The sequence below is a fragment of the Siminovitchia acidinfaciens genome (genome assembly GCF_003605385.1).
Lineage (GTDB): Bacteria > Bacillota > Bacilli > Bacillales > Bacillaceae_C > Siminovitchia > Siminovitchia acidinfaciens.
On the sequence record NZ_QYTV02000010.1, the window covers coordinates 117,688 to 137,721 of the forward strand.

General features: G+C 41.2%; 14 protein-coding genes and 1 pseudogene. 1 reads left to right on the top strand and 14 read right to left on the bottom strand.

Annotated elements, in window-relative coordinates:
* Positions 1–7: 7 nt before the first annotated feature.
* The 7 genes from D4T97_RS17500 to D4T97_RS17530 all read right to left on the bottom strand — a co-directional run bounded on the left by D4T97_RS17500 (position 8) and on the right by D4T97_RS17530 (position 8,143).
* On the bottom strand, positions 8–493 hold the full coding sequence (locus tag D4T97_RS17500) for a hypothetical protein (RefSeq protein WP_126052065.1): 486 nt from the start codon (positions 491–493) through the stop codon (positions 8–10).
* Between the two features lie 181 nt (positions 494–674).
* Positions 675–2,048 (bottom strand): amidase, encoded by a 1,374-nt coding sequence (locus D4T97_RS17505; protein WP_164525626.1) that lies wholly within the window; start codon positions 2,046–2,048, stop codon positions 675–677.
* Between the two features lie 33 nt (positions 2,049–2,081).
* Positions 2,082–2,834 (bottom strand): SDR family NAD(P)-dependent oxidoreductase, encoded by a 753-nt coding sequence (locus D4T97_RS17510; RefSeq protein ID WP_126052067.1) that lies wholly within the window; start codon positions 2,832–2,834, stop codon positions 2,082–2,084.
* Between the two features lie 30 nt (positions 2,835–2,864).
* A complete protein-coding gene (locus tag D4T97_RS17515) occupies positions 2,865–3,644 on the bottom strand; it encodes an SDR family NAD(P)-dependent oxidoreductase (RefSeq protein ID WP_126052068.1) in 780 nt (259 codons plus the stop codon).
* Positions 3,645–3,662: 18 nt separating this feature from the next.
* The gene (locus D4T97_RS17520; RefSeq protein WP_126052069.1) at positions 3,663–5,057 is read right to left on the bottom strand and encodes a purine-cytosine permease family protein; all 1,395 of its coding nucleotides are present in this window, start codon (positions 5,055–5,057) and stop codon (positions 3,663–3,665) included.
* Positions 5,058–5,173: 116 nt separating this feature from the next.
* Entirely contained in the window at positions 5,174–6,115 is a 942-nt protein-coding gene (locus tag D4T97_RS17525) for a cyclase family protein (RefSeq protein ID WP_126052070.1), read from the bottom strand.
* Positions 6,116–6,403: 288 nt separating this feature from the next.
* Positions 6,404–8,143 (bottom strand): sigma 54-interacting transcriptional regulator, encoded by a 1,740-nt coding sequence (locus D4T97_RS17530; protein WP_126052071.1) that lies wholly within the window; start codon positions 8,141–8,143, stop codon positions 6,404–6,406.
* A 379-nt stretch (positions 8,144–8,522) separates the two neighbouring features.
* Here D4T97_RS17530 and D4T97_RS17535 point away from each other — a divergent pair, with 379 nt between their 5' ends.
* Positions 8,523–9,962: a L,D-transpeptidase family protein gene (locus D4T97_RS17535; RefSeq protein WP_126052072.1), complete on the top strand. Its 1,440-nt coding sequence runs from the start codon at positions 8,523–8,525 to the stop codon at positions 9,960–9,962.
* A gap of 193 nt (positions 9,963–10,155) precedes the next feature.
* Here the strand turns inward: D4T97_RS17535 and D4T97_RS17540 are convergent, their stop codons facing one another.
* From D4T97_RS17540 to D4T97_RS17565, 7 genes and pseudogenes are all read right to left on the bottom strand, one after another.
* Positions 10,156–11,679 carry a malate:quinone oxidoreductase gene (locus D4T97_RS17540; RefSeq protein WP_328588783.1) on the bottom strand — a complete coding sequence of 508 codons (1,524 nt, stop codon included), beginning with the start codon at positions 11,677–11,679 and terminating at the stop codon, positions 10,156–10,158.
* Positions 11,680–12,160: 481 nt separating this feature from the next.
* Positions 12,161–13,501 carry a cyclic 2,3-diphosphoglycerate synthase gene (locus D4T97_RS17545; protein ID WP_126052074.1) on the bottom strand — a complete coding sequence of 447 codons (1,341 nt, stop codon included), beginning with the start codon at positions 13,499–13,501 and terminating at the stop codon, positions 12,161–12,163.
* Between the two features lie 490 nt (positions 13,502–13,991).
* Positions 13,992–14,519, bottom strand: coding sequence for a 3-phenylpropionate/cinnamic acid dioxygenase subunit beta (locus D4T97_RS17550; protein WP_235872300.1), 528 nt, complete (start codon positions 14,517–14,519; stop codon positions 13,992–13,994).
* 2 nt (positions 14,520–14,521) lie between these two features.
* On the bottom strand, positions 14,522–15,880 hold the full coding sequence (locus D4T97_RS17555; protein WP_408021627.1) for an aromatic ring-hydroxylating oxygenase subunit alpha: 1,359 nt from the start codon (positions 15,878–15,880) through the stop codon (positions 14,522–14,524).
* 955 nt (positions 15,881–16,835) lie between these two features.
* A complete protein-coding gene (locus D4T97_RS17560; protein WP_126052075.1) occupies positions 16,836–18,185 on the bottom strand; it encodes an HmuY family protein in 1,350 nt (449 codons plus the stop codon).
* 461 nt (positions 18,186–18,646) lie between these two features.
* Positions 18,647–18,792: pseudogene (locus D4T97_RS20605) on the bottom strand (IS5/IS1182 family transposase); the annotation flags it as partial.
* A 260-nt stretch (positions 18,793–19,052) separates the two neighbouring features.
* Complete coding sequence (locus D4T97_RS17565) at positions 19,053–20,015, bottom strand: helix-turn-helix transcriptional regulator (protein WP_126052076.1); 963 nt, start codon at positions 20,013–20,015, stop codon at positions 19,053–19,055.
* Positions 20,016–20,034 lie beyond the last annotated feature (19 nt).

A 20,034-nucleotide genomic window follows, 5' to 3' on the forward strand; every position in this document is an offset into this window, starting at 1 on the left:
AATCAGCCTATAGGCGTGGAATAGCTTGAACGTTTTGAACGCGTTTCAAGATGACATTCCACTCCGTTCCCAAAAGGGCCTTTCCAAACTGATTAGCCTCATTAATTTTTTGAGCAATCTGCTTGTTTAAAAGCCGACTTTGCTCAATTAAATAATAGGTATCCGGTGTCGCTTCTTTTGCTACCAACTCAAAATTGGGACCCATTTGTATTTCACTAATTCGCAATGTATCCAGATCAAAAACAAGCATTTCTTTTACAAGAGAAATCATTTCACCCTTGCGAACCCGTTCAATCGTCCCTCTGACCGCATCAAATCCGTAGCCGATATCAGCCACAGTCGCATGATACGGATTCAATCCCGGCGCATTCCGCAACGAAGGTATCAATCGAAAGCCAGTCGTAATGGAACAAACCACTTCCTTGGCAGCCATCCCTTGGTCTAAAGCAGCGTCTATCGCATCAAGGTAACCATTCCATTGACTCCTCCCCATTTCAAAAGAGCCCCCTTCTTCCGAACATCTTCGGCCCCTTAAATATGCCTTCAAGGTAAAATATTCGGTCCTACTCTGTCCTTATGATTAATTTTAGGTAAGTGTTGTCACTCCCTGATTTTTATCGAAAATGCAGAAGCCGTATGACCACAGTATTATAATCTGTGGCCATACGGCTTTTTTATATAGTCTGTTCAAAAGCATAACCAACTCGATATAGCGTCTCTTCGTCATTGTCTCTTCCAATCAATTGAAAACCGATTGGCAAGCCTGTCCGCGTCATCCCGCACGGCACCGAAAGTGAAGGGGAACCAGTCAAATCTGTAATCCCCGTGAGTTTATTCAGTACTGAGAAAATATGAACTTTCTTATTATCACAAGTTATTTCTCTCGCGAACAAATCCTTTTGGGTAATTGGGGTAACAGGCGTTAACAATGTATCCACCTGTTTCAAAGCTTCCTGGAAAATCAATTTTCCTTTTGCCTGCATCTCTTTTGCCTGGCGATATTCTTGCTGATTGATGTTTCTTCCAGATTCAAGCCGTTCCTTCACTTCGCCCTCTTCCATTTCATCCAACCTGCTCTTATAAACCTGATAGGCTTCATAAACCAAAACGATACGATGGGCCGTTCGTAGATCTTCCATATGATTCATTTTAACCTCGGTAACTTCAGCACCCAGCTTTTCAAACGCTGCTGCAGTTTGGACGATCTTACCCCGGATTTCATTTTCAGCAGATTCCACAAAAAAGCCTTTTGGAAGCCCAATCCGCGTTCCTTTAAGATTTCCATCCAAACCTGCGAAAAGTTGTTCAAATGGTTGATTCAAGTCCTCTCCGAGCAAAGCCTTGAAAATCAGCATATTATCTTTCACATTTTTTGTAATAGGACCCACATGATCAAGCGACGGTGCCAGCGGCTGAACGCCTTCCTTGCTAACCCGGCCGTATGTCGGCTTCATACCGACCACGTTACAAAAAGACGCTGGAATCCTAATGGAACCGCCAGTATCCGTACCAATGGCAGCCAAGCACATATGTGCGGCAACAGCTGCTGCTGACCCGCTGCTGGAGCCGCCTGTGATCTTTTCGTGATCATACGGATTTTTCACCGCACCGAAATAAGATTGATCGCCAGTTGTACCGAAAGCCAATTCGTGTGTGTTTAGTTTGCCGGTAATAATGGCACCGGCATCGATTAAACGGTTCACTGCATCGGCATTCCTATCCGGTACAAAGTCTTTGAACAATCGGGATCCCATCGTTGTTCGGACGCCTTTTGTAAAAATCAAATCCTTGATGCCAACGGGAATCCCATGAAGAAGGCCTCTATAGCTTCCTTTCATAATTTCCTCTTCGGCTGCGTACGCCTGTTTCAGCATATCTTCTTCAAGAATAGTGATGTAGGCATTGATCTGTGGGTTGGTCTTTTCTATATTAAGAATAGTTTCTTTTATGAGCTCTTTTGGCGATAGCTCCTTCGCTTTTATCATTGCTGCAATGCTGATTAAATCATTCTCCAGCACATTGTTTCTAAGCTGTTGGGTTGTACTCAATTTTTGCATCTCCTAAACTAAACCTTTTCACAATCAGAGCATGACGTCGCCTGAGTTTGGACCGATTGTCTGTCCGGTAAACAGGTTACCGTCCGGCTGGCTCGCCAAGAATACCGCTGACGGAGCCACTTCTTCCACTTTGCCGAATCTTGGAATTGCCAGTTCGCTTTCTTTCATTTTCTTCCATTCAGGATCGAGGTGGCTGATCATTTCAGTCTCAATCGGTCCCGGAGCAACGCAGTTAACGGTAATTCCATGGACTCCAACCTCTCTGGCAAGGGACTTTGTCATACCGATGACGCCCGCTTTAGAGGCGGCATAATGAGCAAGTTCTTTCCCGCCGATCTGTGCCAGTTGGGAAGCGATGTTAATAATCCGGCCGAACTTATTTTCAATCATATGCGGCAATGTATAGTGAATCATCAGGAACGGCCCTCTTAAATTGATGGCGACCATTTTGTCCCATGCACTGATTGGCATTTCAGTGAAAGGATACTGTGTCAAAATACCTGCCGAGTTGACTAAAATGTCAATTCGGCCCAGTCTTTCAATAGTGAAGTTGACCAGCTCCTCCACCTGCGTTTCATCTGTTACATCGGCTTCCTTGATTTCCACGGTGACACCATGCTCTTTTTCCAGCGCTTCTTTCAGTACCGCTGCTTCTTTATCATTGTTCAAATAATTAATGACTAAATTGGCACCTTCTGCTGCGTACGCTTCGGCAATACCTTTTCCAATTCCGGTTGAGCCGCCGGTGATCAACGCTTTTTGGCCTTTTAATTTCATTATTCTCACCTTTCTTTTACGATTTGTTCTTTAGATCAGTTCTCCGACAAAAGAAGTTAAGCCCCCGTCCACAACTAAAGAATGTCCTGTTACAAATCGGGACTGATTGCCTGCTAAATATACCGCTGCATCCGCGATATCTGCCGGATCTCCGAACGTTTTTAAAGGGCTTTGCTTAAAAAGTTCTTCCTGTACTGCCTCTGGATTTTCCGTTGCACCGATATACTGCTCTTCGAATAATGGTGTTTGGATAATGCCAGGACAGATGCTATTCACCCGGATCCCATATTTGCCATTTTCCGCTGCGGTAGCTTTGGTCAATAGCACTACCCCTCCTTTGGAAGCCGAGTAAATGCCTAATCCGGGCCAAGCTGACAATCCCGTTACGGAAGCGATATTAATGATATTTCCTTTTCCTTTTTCCCTCATGATCGGCAGGACAAATTTCGTTCCCAGAAAAACACCTTTTAGATTAATGTTCATCGTGCGGTCCCACTGCTCTTCTGTCGTTTCTTCAATCGTAGTGAAGTACTCCAGGCCGGCATTGTTCACTAGAATATCAACCGTTCCATATGTATCAACTGTCTGATAAATGAGGCTTTTGACACTGTCGCTTGAAGATACATCCGCTTTGATGAATTCAGCAGTAAAACCTTTCTCCTTGATCTCTTTTTCTGTATCCGCACCGTTCTTTTCGTTGATTTCAGCGATGACTACCTTGGCACCCTGCTCTGCAAATTTAAGGGCAATCGCTTTTCCAATTCCGGAACCCGCTCCTGTGATCACTGCTACTTTCTCTTTCAAACTCATGGTTTATCTCTCCTTTAATTATTGAGCCTCTGTCAATGACTCGTTTTCTAAGTTGACTGTTTGTTTCTGATAGAATTTGCCATTTGTCAATTTAACAGCAACCACATACATAATCGCCGCTATCACTCCGGATAAAAAGGCTGCGATATTCATGATAAAATCTCCGAAGTACCCGAAGACAGCAAACGTTCCGACCATACTTGCAACAAAAATTGAGATTACACCAGTCGGATTCCAGGCGTACAATTTTGACTGCCTGTATTCATAATGCACTGTTCCTATTTTCATGAACTTCTTCACAATAAATGCGTCCGCCAAAATGATAGACACCCAGGCAAATACAAAGACACCCTGGAAGGTTAAAATGACATCCAAATAATCCAATACGTTGAGCAGCATAAGAATAATAGCGACAATCGCCACTGTTGCCACCCAAAAGTTCCGGCCAGGTTTGAACTTGAAGACGTTTTCGAAGAAGTTCGCCAATGACATGGAGCCGCTGTATAGATTATTTACGTTGATTCTTAGTTGGGTCAGGATCGTAAACAAAGCGCCCCCGATTCCAAGCATATTAACGAAGTAGATGCCAGGGTTGCCTTCCATAAATCTGACGCCAAAATAAATCCCGATGACACCGCCGACTAAGATTCCTAAAACAGGTATGGCTGATCCCAAGGCAACAGAGCCGGCCTTTAGTTCATCTTTTTTAATAAATCTCGCATAATCAGTGATAACCAGCGCCAAATGCGCAACCAACCCATTCATGATGGCAATACATGCCAACAGGCCTAATCCGCCCACAGCCTGTCCTTCCGGCAAAAAGGTGAATGGATTTCCTGAATACTTGGGCGCCATTGTAAAACACAAATAAATGGCAGCTACTAAAAGGACTATGTAAATGGGAAGAGTCCATTTCTGGATTTTATCCAGCTGTTTGATTCCAAACCAATTTAGAGGGATAACAATCAGTCCAAAAAAGATCATATAAGCTTCAATAGGAACAATAGGCAAATATTCATATACAGCCGCTGCCATGATTGCTCCTTCAATTGCACAATACATGATGAAGTTTTGCGCATAAATGATGGATGTCAAAGAAGCGCCGATATAGCCGAAGCCTCCGCCTCTTGCCATCAAATTGACATTCATGCCAGATCTCCCAGCTAGATAACATGTGCCTACACTTAACAGTGAGCTTGCAACGGTTGCATAAACCAACGCAATTATTGCATTGACTGATCCAAAGCTGATTGCCATGATACTTCCTAGCTGCATGAACACCATGGCGGTCGCTACCCCAATAGTGGTATTGACCAAAGACCCGTATCTTAGCGTTTTTTTACTTTCCGGAACAGGTTCCAAGGCAAAGTCATCTTTCACTTCCTTATTTACATCTTGACTGATACTAGCCATTTTCTTCCCTCCACCCCACCAAAATAATGGAATATTTCGATTTTTATACTTGGAATTTAACTAATTTTTTCTATATATCAGCGCTGCACCTGTCGGAGATGCAGCGCCAGCAGTCATTATTTTTTAATCGGGAATGCCATTGGCTGGATTGGAGCTCCTGTTGCCCCAACTAAAGGCATAACTGTACCGAAAATACCCATTTCATAGATTCCTGCTTTTGAAAGATCCTCAAGCCACAGCAATTCAATAATCGGAATACCCACCTCAGAGAAGAGGTACGTATGAACAGGGAAATAGTTGTCAGGCTCTGGAGAAGGATTCTGCTCTAGCGCGATGTTATCAGAACCAATAATCATGGCTCCTTCGCCTGCCAGGAATTCCGCTCCCTCTATGTTTAGCCCTGGTGAGTTGGTCAAGTATTTATCACGATCAGGCCAAACCGTCATGCGGCCAGTTCTGACCATAACAATGTCTCCCTCTTGTATAGTCGTTCCCTGCTTGTTAAGAGCGTCTTTCAAATCTTCCTCACCAATTCCATATGATTCGGGAAGCATATCGACGCCCTTTGCCGCTGCAACGTCAATCATGACGGCACGGGCTACAATCATCGGATACTTTTCCGGTCCACATTTTGTCCAGTGTCTGCTGCCCAAATGCTCTTTCTCGTTAAAGCCATTCCAAATTTCCCCGCGATATCCAAAGTGGTTGAATGTATCAATATGAGTTCCGCAGTGTGTATACATGGAGATGGCATCTCCTGAATAGCTGATCAGCTCTTTGCTTTCCTTGGATACACCCATTAGGTCGTCATTCACATTTCCTGTCGGTGTATGCGTCATCCAAATTTGATAGGGCGGGTCTCCTGCAGCTGACCAGGATGGCATGCCCATAAAGTAATCAACGGATAAGTCATAAGACTGAGTGATATCAATTGAAGCAAGAACTTTTGCTCTGGATTCAGGTGTAATCAAATTCAATCTGCCGATTTCATCTTCCGGCCCCCACGGACTCTTGCTTGGCTTCAATGAACGCGCTTGCTTTAAACAGAATTCACACATCTACAATTCCCTCCAACATTTCTTAATATGAGTCAGACTACTATTGCTTATAGTCCTCCTATTTTTGAAGACGATTTCATTTCGGTTAAGAAATGGGGTCATCTTTACTTCTATAAAAATTATTTGCAAGTTCTGTGCCAACTATCTATATCGTATCCTTGCTGCTTTTTTACATGCAACGGGAGATACCAACGGTACCTTTTATACAAAAAGGAACCCTAAGTTCCACAACTAGTGAACTTAAGGTTCCTCAAATAAGGGGCTTCAATTTCCAAAAAAGACTGCCCATTATATTTTCGATAAAATTTCAAGAAGCGGCTGGAAGTTATAATGGTTTTTCGCAGTCCCTGTATCTGGGTTAAATGACTGCTCGATAATCAGAAACCCCTTTTCCTTTAGCGACTGGAGCCATTTCCTAATTTGGCGGGTGCTGCATTGGAGGGTCTCCGCTAAATCTTCCACGGTCGGACTCGCGTTGTTTTCCTGCTGGCTGACGATGATATTGCAATACAGCCCCATTTCACCATGTGTCATGCCAACTTTCCGATAATTTTGGATAACAAGCGAATCGGCCCTGCTCGTATCCTCCTTATATTCCTGAACAGCTTGTTCATTTTTCAGTACGTGACTTTCATCCGGGTCCTCTTTAAGAGTATGAAAAATTGCCGGCAAATTGGACGGTTCGATATAATCATAATCCGCAGTCAAGATAATCCGCTCGATCATATTTTGAAGCTCCCTGATATTACCAGGCCAGTCATAGCGCTGGAGAATATCAATGCTTTCGGGAGAAAAGATCTTTTTATCGGAAAAGTTCCGGTTGAACAGTTCAGTGAAATGTACAATCAAAGGAAGCAAGTCCTCTTTCCTTTCCCGTAAGGGCGGAATGGCAATCGGCACCACGTTCAAGCGGTAGTATAAATCTTCACGAAACCTGTTTTCTTTTACCTCTCGCTCCAAGTCTTTATTTGTTGCCGCAATAACCCTAACGTCCACCTTTTTCGGCATCACTCCCCCGACACGAGTGACTTCTCTTTCCTGCAGAACACGCAGCAGCCTGACTTGAAGATTGTACGGCATATCACCGATCTCATCTAAAAAAATGGTCCCCTTATCCGCCATTTCAAATAAACCGGCTTTTCCTTCTTTGGAAGCACCTGTGAAGGATCCTGCTTCATAGCCGAACAATTCCGATTCCAAGAGATTCTCAGGGATGGAGCCGCAGTTGACCTTTACAAATGGTTGGCTGGAGCGTTTGCTCCATTTTTGAATATGATTAGCGACAACTTCCTTTCCGACTCCGGACTCACCTAATAATAAAACGGTTGAATCGAACTTGGAGATTTTAAAAGCCGTAACCAATACATTTGACATGGCGTCACTATTATAAATCAAGGGTACCTCATCTTTTCCGGGATTCTGCAGCGAGAGCCTCTTATTTTTCCCCCGCTCTTTATCCAGCTGCTTCTTTAGCAGGTCAAGTTCAGTAATGTCCTTTGAAACACTTATCACTTTGATGACTTCGCCATTTTCATCACGGATGGGTGTCCCGATCACCATTAATGTCCTGCCGCTGTTCGTCTCTTGGACAATCTGAACTTGTTCATTCCGTTCAAGCGCCAATCTGGAGGCGGAGGGGGAAATCACCTGGTCTCTTTCTACTTCAAAAACACTTTTTTCAAAGAAATCCTTTCCTCCGTGCCACCAGAGATTTTTCCAGGAAGCACTTACCCTTAGCGCCTTTCCCTCTTTGTCACAAATAAAAATATACTCCGGAATGACCTCTAGAATTGCATCCATGTCGAGTTTAAGATCTTTATACTTACTGCTGCATTCCACCATTGAATCAATCATATTCTCGGGCAATGATAGAGAGACAGTATAATCTTTTCCTAAATGATGAAAAGACGAGTGCAGTACAGCATCTTCACTAACTTCCACCCCATTTTTTGGGATGATTTCAATCTTTATCCCAAGGCTTTTTAAGCCCTCCACTAGTTTATCCTGTTCCATACTTCCATCTTTCATATTTATGGTTCCTTTCTTAAGAATGGCAATTAGCTTTTATTCATTTTCAAAAAAAACATTCTTCGTCCGAATTTCACATAAAAAAGCCACCCCTCAATTGAATCCGAGTCAACTAAAACTAGACCCAACAGGAGTGGAACCATTAAAAAAATTTTAACACAGCCGAGCTGCCTTTAAAAGAGAGCGCCAAAAACGAAGCGTTACTAAATATGCCGATTAAAAGTTCTTCACTTTTACAAATTCCGACAAACTCCAAACTTAAAATACTGTAATATAATTGTAATAGATTGTAATAAACCAAATAGAAGGTAAGCGAATCAAAAAACCTAGATAGACAAAGGAAGTATTGCTGGATTATCCAGTAGTGGAGGGAATGTAAATGAGTGCGGTTAATGAACCCGTTGAAGAATTTATTAAGCGGAGTGAGCGATCCAAGCAGCCGTCAAAGCGTAAATTTATTGTAATTGGTATTGCCATCATCGTTGCACTAATAGTTGCAGGTATGAGCTATTATCAGGCAACCAGATTCAATTCAAAAGTTACGATTAATGGTGTAAAGGTTGGTGGACTGACTACTGACCAAGTGATTGATAAATTAAAAACATCTATATTAAAAAACAGAGTCTATATAGGAAAACAACAAATAATAAATGAAAAAGATACGCAAATGGTATTTACCGATCAAGATTTGCCACAGGTTAAGAAACTGTTGAAAAAACAGTGGACGTTTTTCCCTTCCTTCAAAGAGAAAGATTATACGTTGATACCCGAAAAGACGGACCAGTTCCGAAGCGAAACGCTGAAAAAACAAGTAAAAGAAAAGCTTTTATCCATGAATAAGAGCCTAAAAGCACCCCAAGATGCAACAGTAAAGTGGGAAAAGGGCAAAATTGTCGTTACTGAGGGCATTGATGGAAAACAGTATGATATCGCAGCTTTATTAAAGGATTATGACAAACAGATATATACGAGTGATATCCACCTAAAACCTGTATTTATCGAACCGATTAAAGCAGACAGTAAGATCATAAAAGAAAATGAGGAAATGCTGCAGGCTTTCATGCAGGGTTCCCTTGACTATAAGGTACAGGACAAAGTGCACACCTTAAAAGCAAGTGAATTGATTAAAAGCGCATCTATTTCTAATGATGCAAAGGTTACAATCACCGAAAGCGTCATTAAGGACAAATTAGATGAAATTAATAAGGCTCAATCAACATTAAACAAAGATTTTACATTCAAGACCCATTCCGGCAAGGTCATTTCGGTAAGAGGCCAGGGCTATGGGTGGGCAATAGATACCGAGAAAGAAACAGCGGTTATCGAGAAAGCTTTTGAAAAAGGAAAGGAATCCATTTCCGCTTCCAATATTTACGGAAATGGATGGGACTATGAACCGATTGGCTATGAAACAACGTCGAACCATGGCATTGGAGACACGTATGCTGAAGTTTCGATTGCGGATCAGCGTATATGGATCTATAAAAATGGAAAGTTGGCAGTCACAACGAATGTCGTGACCGGCAAAATGAGCACCAATGAAGGAACACATCCGGGAGTTTGGTATATCCTTTTTAAACAGTCACCAAGAACACTTCGAGGCAGTGCAGTAGGTAATCCTAATTACTCCGTGAAGGTTAATTACTGGGCTGCGTTCACAAACGATGGCCAAGGGTTCCACGATGCCGGCTGGCGGACCAACTGGTCAGGCAACGCTTATCTTTCGCAAGGTTCAGCAGGCTGCGTCAACACACCTCCAGGTGTAATGAAAGCCGTGTATGACAACCTAAGCGCTTATGATCCAGTTGTTATCTACTAAGCAAAACAATAAAAATTTGAATAAGGATAGCAGGTGGAAACGATAGGTTCCACCTGCTTTTGCTGTGGGGGTTATTCGGAACGTTTGAGGTGGAAAACCGGGGCTAACCATCACACATAAGCATACTGATCAATCTACAAATAAAAAAACGGGTCGTGCACTTCCAACCTAGGAAATGCACGATCCGTTTTTATTATGATACGCTTTGACCTAGCGACAAGTCTTCACCCAGACCAAGCGCCTGCGATGTCGAAGCGTGAATTTCGCGGAAAAGCTCTGGGTTTTCCGCAAGTGAAACGCCATAAGATGGAATCATCTCTTTTATTTTTGGTTCCCACTCTAACACGTGTTCCGGGAAACATTTTTTTATTACTTCAAGCATGACATGAACGGCAGTAGAAGCACCAGGAGAAGCGCCGAGCAATGCAGCGATTGAACCATCGGCAGCATTGACCACTTCCGTACCAAATTGAAGCGTGCCTTTACCAGCCTCTGTATCTTTGATGACTTGCACACGCTGTCCTGCTGTAACGACTTCCCAATCTTCGCTTTTAGCGCTAGGAATGAACTCGCGTAGTTCTTCCATGCGCTGTTCATTTGATAGCATCACTTGCTGGATCAGGTATTTCGTCAAGGCCATCTCTTTTACCCCAGCCGCCAACATCGTGAGAACATTGTTCGGTTTTACAGAACCGATCAAATCTAGGTTTGAACCTGTTTTTAAAAACTTTGGCGAGAAGCCGGCGAACGGTCCAAACAACAATGTTTTTTTGTTGTCGATATATCTGGTATCAAGATGCGGAACAGACATTGGAGGAGCACCAACCTTAGCTTTACCATAAACTTTTGCATGATGCTTCTCTACAACCTCCGGATTGTTGCAGACTAAAAATAGTCCGCTTACCGGGAAGCCTCCAATATGTTTTGATTCAGGAATACCGGTTTTTTGCAGTAAAGGCAGACTTCCGCCCCCTCCACCGATAAAAACGAATTTTGCCGCATGGTATTCGCATGTTTTGTTATCGATATTATGCACTTTCACTTCCCACAAACCGTCACTTGTACGTTTGATATCTTCAACACTATGCCTATAATTGACTTCAACATTTTTCGTCTTCAAGTGATTAAACAGCATGCGTGTTAAAGCACCAAAGTTAACATCTGTGCCTGAATCAATTTTTGTTGCCGCAATTGGTTCATTCGATGTACGGCCTTCCATGATTAGCGGAATCCATTCCTTCAGCTTTTCAGGATTATCGGAAAATTCCATTCCTTGGAATAAGGGATTGTTCGACAATGCCTCGAAACGTTTTTTCAAAAACGATACATTCTCTTCCCCTTCTACTAAACTCATATGAGGAATTGGCATAATAAAATCTTGTGGATCTCGAATCAGATCGCTATTTACAAGATAAGACCAAAACTGTCTTGAAAGCTGGAACTGCTCATTGATTTTCACGGCTTTTTTAATATCTACAGATCCGTCAGGCTTTTCGGGAGTATAGTTGAGCTCGCACAGCGCAGCATGCCCCGTACCTGCATTGTTCCATTCGTTAGAGCTTTCTTCTCCGGCATTTGAGAGTTTCTCAAACACTTTTATTTCCCATTCTGGTGCTAATTCTTTTAGCAGAGCCCCTAAAGTCGCACTCATGGTTCCGGCGCCAATTAAGATAACGTCTGTTTTTTCATGTATCTCGCCCATTACAACCTTCCTTATCCCTATATTTGCAAAAAAGAGTAGTTGTCACAAAAAACAAGGCGCCTCCATAGGAACACACCTTTTCTATCTTAATTATACCCCATATCTTTGTGTACTAAAATTATTTATCTGTTAAAATCATTATTATTCTATGATAATTATACCCTATTTAAAGCCGATAAAAAAGAGGGAAGTTTGCCCATAGGAGGCATCGAAACTCAAAAAACCAAGGCCTTACCTATCTGCTTGCGAAGGTGAGGCCTTGGTTGGGATTATCGGTGAACTGATACCTTTTTTCTATCGCTATTATCGTTGATATTTATTAAGGTAAGCCGCTTAATATTTTTATGATCTTTTTTTAAAAAGATCCACAATTAAACCATATACTTGTTTATAATTCATACTCATGAAACCAGGCTAAAGTGGTTCACTTTCTAAAAAAAGACTAGCAACTGATCTGTCGCTAGTCTAATACTAATCTTTAAAGCATCGGATATTATCACACAAGCTTATGTTCTTGGATAAAATCCTTTAAAATACCCTTTAAATTCGGACTGCTGATTTCATCTAAATCATAGTGTACACGTGTGCACGGTTTATTAATTGAAATGACGCGAGATAAATCGATCGGCGTCCCAATGATCACTGCATCACAGTCGGCCTTATTAATCGTTTCTTCAAGATCTTTTAATTGCTGTTCGCCGTATCCCATCGCTGGAAGGACGTTACCAATATGTTGGTATTTGTTTAACGTCTCGGTTAATGTACCTACCGCAAATGGCCGGGGATCAACGATTTCCTTCGCTCCCAAACGTTCAGCTGCAACTGTACCTGCACCAAGTTTCATTTCTCCATGTGTCAATGTCGGACCATCTTCAACGACCAACACGCGTTTTCCAATGATACTCTCTGGATGATCGACTGTAATCTTTGATTCAGCTTTAATAATTGTGCTATTTGGACTTGCGAATTTTATATTATTTTCTACGATTTGAACGGCTTCCTCTGATGCACTATCCACTTTGTTAATGATGGCCACATCGGTTGTTCTTAAACAGACTTCGCCAGGATAGTATTTCAGCTCATGACCTGGGCGATGCGGGTCCAAGACAGTGACAGCTAAATCAGGCTCAAAGAATGAGAAATCATTATTTCCCCCATCCCATAAAATAACGTCACAGCCATCTGGATCATTTTCAGCTGCTGCCAAAATGTCTGCATAATCTACGCCGGCATACACAATATTTCCTCGTGCCACATGAGGTTCATATTCTTCCATTTCTTCGATTGTACAATTATGTTTCTTTAAATCCTCAACTGTCGCAAAGCGCTGCACACGTTGTGCATTTAAATCGCCGTACGGCATTGGATGTCTCACTGCAACGACTTTTAAATCATGCTCCAACAGCGTTTCGATAATTTTTCGCGACGTTTGACTTTTTCCTGTTCCAGTTCGCACAGCGCAAACAGAAATGACAGGCTTATTACTTTTTAACATCGTGCTGTTTGGACCTAGCAATGTGAAGTTAGCACCCGCTGCATTTACGATCGCACCCACGCCCATAACATCTTCGTAATTAACATCACTATACGCAAAAACACATTCATCCACTTGCAATTCTTTAATCAACTCTGGTAATTGGTCCTGTGAATAAATGGGAATACCATCAGGGTAAAGTTCACCCGCTAATTCACTCGGATATTTACGTCCATCAATATCTGGAATTTGTGCTGCTGTAAAAGCAACAACATTATATGCATCATTATCACGATAATACGTATTAAAGTTGTGAAAATCTCTTCCTGCCGCACCTATAATAATAATATTTTTTCTTTCCATTGAACTCTCTCCTATAATTACAATGAATTATTATAATTATAACTTTCTTTGTATATTAATACAATAGGGTTTTCAAATGAAATGAAAAAACTTACAAAAAATCGGTATATCCAAATGAGGGATTCCTATCGTCTAAAGTCCAAAACATATCCGATTCAACTGAGCGTAATTTGCTCGTCCGTGAGACCTCCCCAGGTAAGAACGATAACCTTCTTCTCATGTAACTGCTATATTTACGGTATGGGATTCGGGCAGTGTTGCGCCTGTAGTGGACTTTCAACCAAGTTATCGCCCATGCCGGGCGCACATAAAAAATGAGGTCATGCTCCTAAAAGCATGACCTCATTTTCCGAACTATTTAGACAAATCCATCTGGTTTCGGCATACCTCTGCACCATCAATCCAAATCTTTTACAACAAATCCAAAGATAAGATTATATAGAAAAGGTGTTCGCGTCATCACCATGGGGAGACTCGAAAGGGCGCAATTCTACAAAAACATACTCAAATTCATAACCGTTAATACTGCCTGATCAGGAATGATGGTCCTTGCAGCAATCTTCCACTGCCCATCCACTTTCCGAATGATGTCTTCCCGTTCGCCAATAATTTCTTCTATTTGATGTTCGGAAGCTCTGTTGCGTTTGAAGTGAAAATAGCTTCGGACGTTATATTCATCAGAATTAGCACCAGGGCTTACCATGATGTTGGTGATATAATGCCTCTGCCTTGTTCGTGGATCTTCAACCCACGCGGACCTCGTATAAAGCCGTTTCACCCTTGTCTCAAGGGACTTTTTCGTTTCTTCAAAATATGTCATATCATCAACGATATTTGAACCGTCTCTTCTTTCCGTTGTCACACGCAACGGCATGCGATATATAATATCATCGGTTAATAAATCATACCATTCTTGGTACATATGGTGGTCTAACAAATAGGCTTCATGATACAGAAATTGAGTAATTTCATGTTGTAATTCTGAATTCACTGGAGTGTTTTGAAGGTATAATTCCATGCTCACTGGCTATCCTCCTCTTCGTCCAAAAGATCTTTTGAAATTAGTTCAAACCAACGACTTTGAATACTTCTTGCTAAGTTATCCGTGTAAGTAGATGGGTAAGCAATACCTGGTCCAGGGAAGTTATCAACTGGTTCAAATACGTCTTCTCCCAATAGGTAGTTGTTCAGATTATTATAGCTTAATTCCTTATCTTCCATCATGAGCGCGTCGTTTACTTGAATAATACGAGCCCAAACTTCTGTATCATCCTGCTCTAATGTTCCAGAGGGACCAAAGGAACCGACATAAGCCTTATATGCTTTGTCCTTGTATTCCTCGGGTGCTGCCTTATCAACTAAACACCAACACCATATTTCTACCTTATCAGGCCCTAAAGGTCTCCAAACCCGAAGATTTAGGTAGTTGCACATCTCGCCTTCCATCCCATGCACTGGACTGTCGAAAGCAAGGTTAGGGAAGATACCACCGACAAAAACGGTCGCATTTGATAAGATTTCATTTTGTTCAGGACTTAAATTTCTTTCAAACATTGGCCACATCGATTCAGGCAATGTTTGGTATTTATACGGTGAGACGCCTGTTTTAGATGTCATAATACTTAGACCATGACCGTTACCTAAAACGATCTGATGCCCATAACTCGCAAAATTTGGGTCACTTGGACTGATTCCTAATTCAACAGTGGAACGGTGGTTCGTTTGAACATGATATGGGTCTGAAGCAAAGTTTTCTTGCGTCATCTTCCAGTTGGCTTGTGCTGTCCAACGTTGAGGAACGCCTATAACTTCCATTCCGCCATCACTTCTGCCTAGCAGGATGTCTAAATACCATTTCATATCCCCTAGGTAATCTTCCAAAGGCATGGCTTGATGATCCAAGCTTGCAAATATCAACCCTTGGTACATCCCTACTTTCGGAATTGGACGTAGCCCCCACTCGTCCTTTTTCATTTTTTCTCCGTATACCGTTTTACCGGATACGACACCAATCAGTTCCCCTTCAAGGTTAAAACTCCATCCATGATAGGGACAAGTAAATGTTTTCTTATTTCCGAAATCAGCTGTACATAGATGTGCGCCTCTATGCGTACAGGAGTTTAAATAAGCTTTAATCTCTCCGGAATTTGTTTTTACAAGTAATACTGGATCATTCGCAATCCAACGCGTCACATAACTTCCGGGCTCTTTTAGTTCAGATTCATGCCCTATAAATTGCCACGTTTGACCAAAAATCTTTCTGCGTTCCAATTGATAAATATCCGGATCTGTCACTACCCATTGAGGCATTAAGCCCTTATCCAACTTTTCTTTCAGCATCTGTAATGTTTGCTTATTTACGCTATCTTTAACCAACATTCTCCGTTCACCTCATTAAATCTAATTTTGGTAGGTAAGATACAATTTCATTCATTTCTACCGTGAAATATCTACCGGGAATATTTACACATGATTTCAAGTTTTCAGGTTTTTTATGCTATATTTATAGTTTAGAACGTAGTATATATAATGTAAATACAGGTTTTTTATGGTTTTTTGTGATTTTTTATGATTATTTATTATTAGAGTAATAAAATGAATGGAAGATATTTGCCTGAAAGGGGCCTTTTGAACAATAGTGAGATAATCTCTATAAATTATTCATATCTTTCGCAGATTGTAATACTAATCTAGCAGAATCCCAAACATAATCACGGGTCCGTTTACGAGCTAAAAGTTGATAACTGGCTAATAGCTGTGTTGCTCTATATGACCTGGCCGAAAAGCTAAAGAGGAGGCTGATCGAAGATCGCCAAAGAGAACACTATCGAAAAGAGAAATGGATTTGCTGGATGGTTACCTAATCCACGTCCCCAGGGCCAAGAACTACGTGCACTTGTGTTCTTTAAAAGAATGGGACAGTTTCAAAGTGATCAGCCAAGAAGGAGAAATTTTACTTTAAGCGGAGATTTTTCGGTTAAATGCAGAATAGAGCTTGTTTGGGTTAAATAAGGGGAGGTTTTCCGACTATGCAAAGCAAAACCCTCATTTTCACGTTTTTCGAGTCAATAGGCAGAATCTCTTCGTCTATTTAAGCTATTTTTAATGATAATTAAAATTAAGCGGAATTTTCCCGTCTATTTTATCAGATCAAGTACTTAACCTGATCCCCCAACCAATAAGGGTAGATCCTCTTGATCCCACCGTTAAGAAAACTTATAATGTTCCAGCCTCCCCAACTTTAAGGAGAGGCATTTACTAATAACCTCATTAACTTATGGTACGGTTCACCGCACCTACCAAAGAAGCGGTTTTTGTTCAATTAAATGCTTCATTATTTATATCCCTCTGCAGCGAAAATCCAAATTTTAGATCCATCGGTATATTTGCCTCTACTATCTACCATTAACTTAATATATCCTTTTTTTCTATCATGGGCAGTTACGGCAATATCTCTTTTTCCCTCCGCTTTCAAAAGGATAATTGAAGCTGGATGATTAAATACTTCACCTTTTTTTGCGACACGCCATTTTCCTTTTTTGCCATTTAAGTTATACGTTCCACCTTTATTAATGGTTAACGATCCCTTATAAGCACCTTTACTATACTCACTTCCTGCGTTATTACCATTATAAAAATAGTCAACCATCGCACCTGGGATCCATAGTTTCCACTTTCCATAATAGGGATCTACCCTTGCCACAGTAGTTTTTAAAGTAAGCTTTTTCCCTTTATAAGTTCCTGTGATGGTGACGTTCCCGTTTTTCCCTGTGAAGGTAACAACGCCCTTGGAGCTGACTTTTGCCACCTTCTTATTACTGGATTTCCAGACCACTCCTGATTTAAGCTTTACCTTTTTACCATTCATATAGGTTGCAGTAACGTTGATCTTGATTGGTTTTTTAGTATACTTCAACTTCGTTGTTGTTGAAAGTTTCTTTACCACATTTCCAACAGTTGTAGTCGCACTTGTCTTTTTCCCTTTATAAGTTGCTGTGATTGTCACCTTACCAGGCTTACCAGTAAAGGTAACTTTCCCTTTTGATACCGTGGCGACATTTTTGTTATTAGTTACCCACTTTACAGAGCTGGCTTTTACTGCTGCTTTGGTCTTGTTACTATAATTCGCAATAACCGACAACGTAACCGGAGTTGGACTGTATTTAAGCGTTTTATTAAACTTAATCGAAGTCACTTGAGGTGGCTTAGGTGGTTGAGCGGATGACTTTTCTAGAGCGTAATTAAATGAAACACCAGAATTTGATTTACCGGTGATCTGTAATTTAGCCCAAGTTCCATTCTTACATTTAAATATATACACATGTTCCTGCTTAGCATCAATGGCCTCTTGAGAACCTTTGGCTGAAGTTGGACTAACACTGTCAAATTTCACCTTACCTAGGTCGACAATCCCATTCCCCCATATCTCCGCACCTTCAGGAGAAAAAGCAACATCAGCATCTGTCCCCCGAGTCATTTTTCCTGTCTCTAAATTCATTCCTCCCAGACTAAGCGGACCTGACCAAGGCAATTTAATGCCAGGAATAGAAGTGTCATAGTTTGCCTTCTTTGTCTCCCCCCAGGAAATAGCTCCAGCAAAGCCTACCGTACTAAAGCAAAGGAAAGCCAACAAAAAAACCAACAAACTGCCCAATCGTTTCACTTTTTTCCCTCCCATAGCCAAAAAATCTCCCCCTAATACATCATGACTTTTTGCATTCCGGGCCTTTGGTAACATTTCTATAGATATATATTATATGAATAATCAGAAATTAATGCTGACAAAATCATAATACTTTCGTCGCCGTAAACTGACATCATAAGAAATAGTGTCGCTCCTTAAATAATGTCGATGAACTTGGCAAAATGCATCCCGTTCATAAGTCCCCTTCTTAAAAAAGTGCAGAGTAGCCCCTTATAGTCCTTGATGTTTTTTAAAATAAAAGTGCTTGGTAGCATGATGCCTTGGACATTTGTATGCTTTCATCTTTCTAATCCGATCGTTCAATCTGGAGGCATTGTAAACAAGCTTCAATAATTGGAAGTGACGCTTCGCATTCTCTTCAGTTATTGAGTCCAAGAATTCTTTTAGATACGCGTCTACCCTTTCAACTGCGGTCCGGGAGATCTCGCTTGAATTTCTTAAACTCCGGGATTTCCGCCGTTCAGATTGCCGTACTTCATCATGCCCGTAACGATGTATTTGCTCTTTGTACCGACCGCCAGATGTCCTTTGTAACCGAACCTGTAGACGTTTTCCCTTCGCTGTTCTTCTTGACGCCCCACTTGGGTCAATCGGAGCTTTCTTGTATGACTGATAACCCGTCTATTTAAAAAAACCTCTAAACATAAGGTTAAAGGTTTCTACATAAATGAAATGTTTATTGAACCATTTTTTCCTTTTTCCGAACATCTGCTGTTACATACCTCCTGCAACACACTTATGATACGGTTTATCGTAACGATCTAAATGAGGTTTAACCCTTTGTACTAAAAGGCGTAACTGGCAACTGGCCTAGCTCAAAGTTATTTAGGTTTTAACTGTCACTGCTTATGGGCAGAATAAACATAATCTTTCTTGTAAAACTTCTAAGACTTCTTTTGGCACTTCCCTGACCTTGATATCCCCACCTAGGAAAAGTAACCAATTTGTTATTTCAGTCAATTCTTCGGAATTATTAACATTGATAAAAGTCTCTAGAATGGCTGTGGTTTGGTAAGGATTCGTATAGGAAATTGATACTTTTAAAGGATGGTATTTTTTGAACTGGGCAATCGCCTTGGGACCAAGTTCAAGGACAAGGTTAATTGCTTCTTCTTGCTTACTTAGTTTTTCTAAAATTTCTTTCCTACTTGCTCTTTTTTTCGCAGGGTTTGGTTTGACATCGGTAAGATTGTCGACAAGGAAAACCTTTCTCTTTTTATTCTTTAAATCAAAGCCATCAATTAGCCAAAGGCCTTTTTCATGATAAAGGTGCAAGAGATAAATCGGAAAAGACTTTATTACCTTCTCTTCTTTGATGGTAATCAACAAATAGCTATCCAAAAGAAGTATTTGGATGAGTTTTTCTAACATAGGATGGGGTAGGTCTGACAGATCAAGTAGGTCGGGGTTATTGGGGTTGGTCCCTTCAAACAGCAAGATTTGATTTAATAGAACAAGGTCATCTTGCTGGTTTTCCGAGATGAGACCCAATAATTTTTCAGCTAAAGACTGACGACTCTTTAGATAAGGGAGTTGTTTATTTTTTGTGGCCATAAAGGCAATAAAAAGAGCTTTAATCTCATTATCGGTAAAGCGAACAGTGGGCAGGACAGAGTTGTTCATGACAAAATAACCGCCATCCCTTCCAACTTCAGAGACGAGTGGCATCCCCATGGCCTCAATTTCTCTAATATCTCTAATAGCTGTCGAACGAGAGATGTTAAATTCCCGCATGATTTCAGAAATTGTAAAGTGAGCGCGGTTGTTGATATACCGCATCATGGTATTAATCCGTTCAACTTTTTTCATCGGAACTCCTAAACAGTAT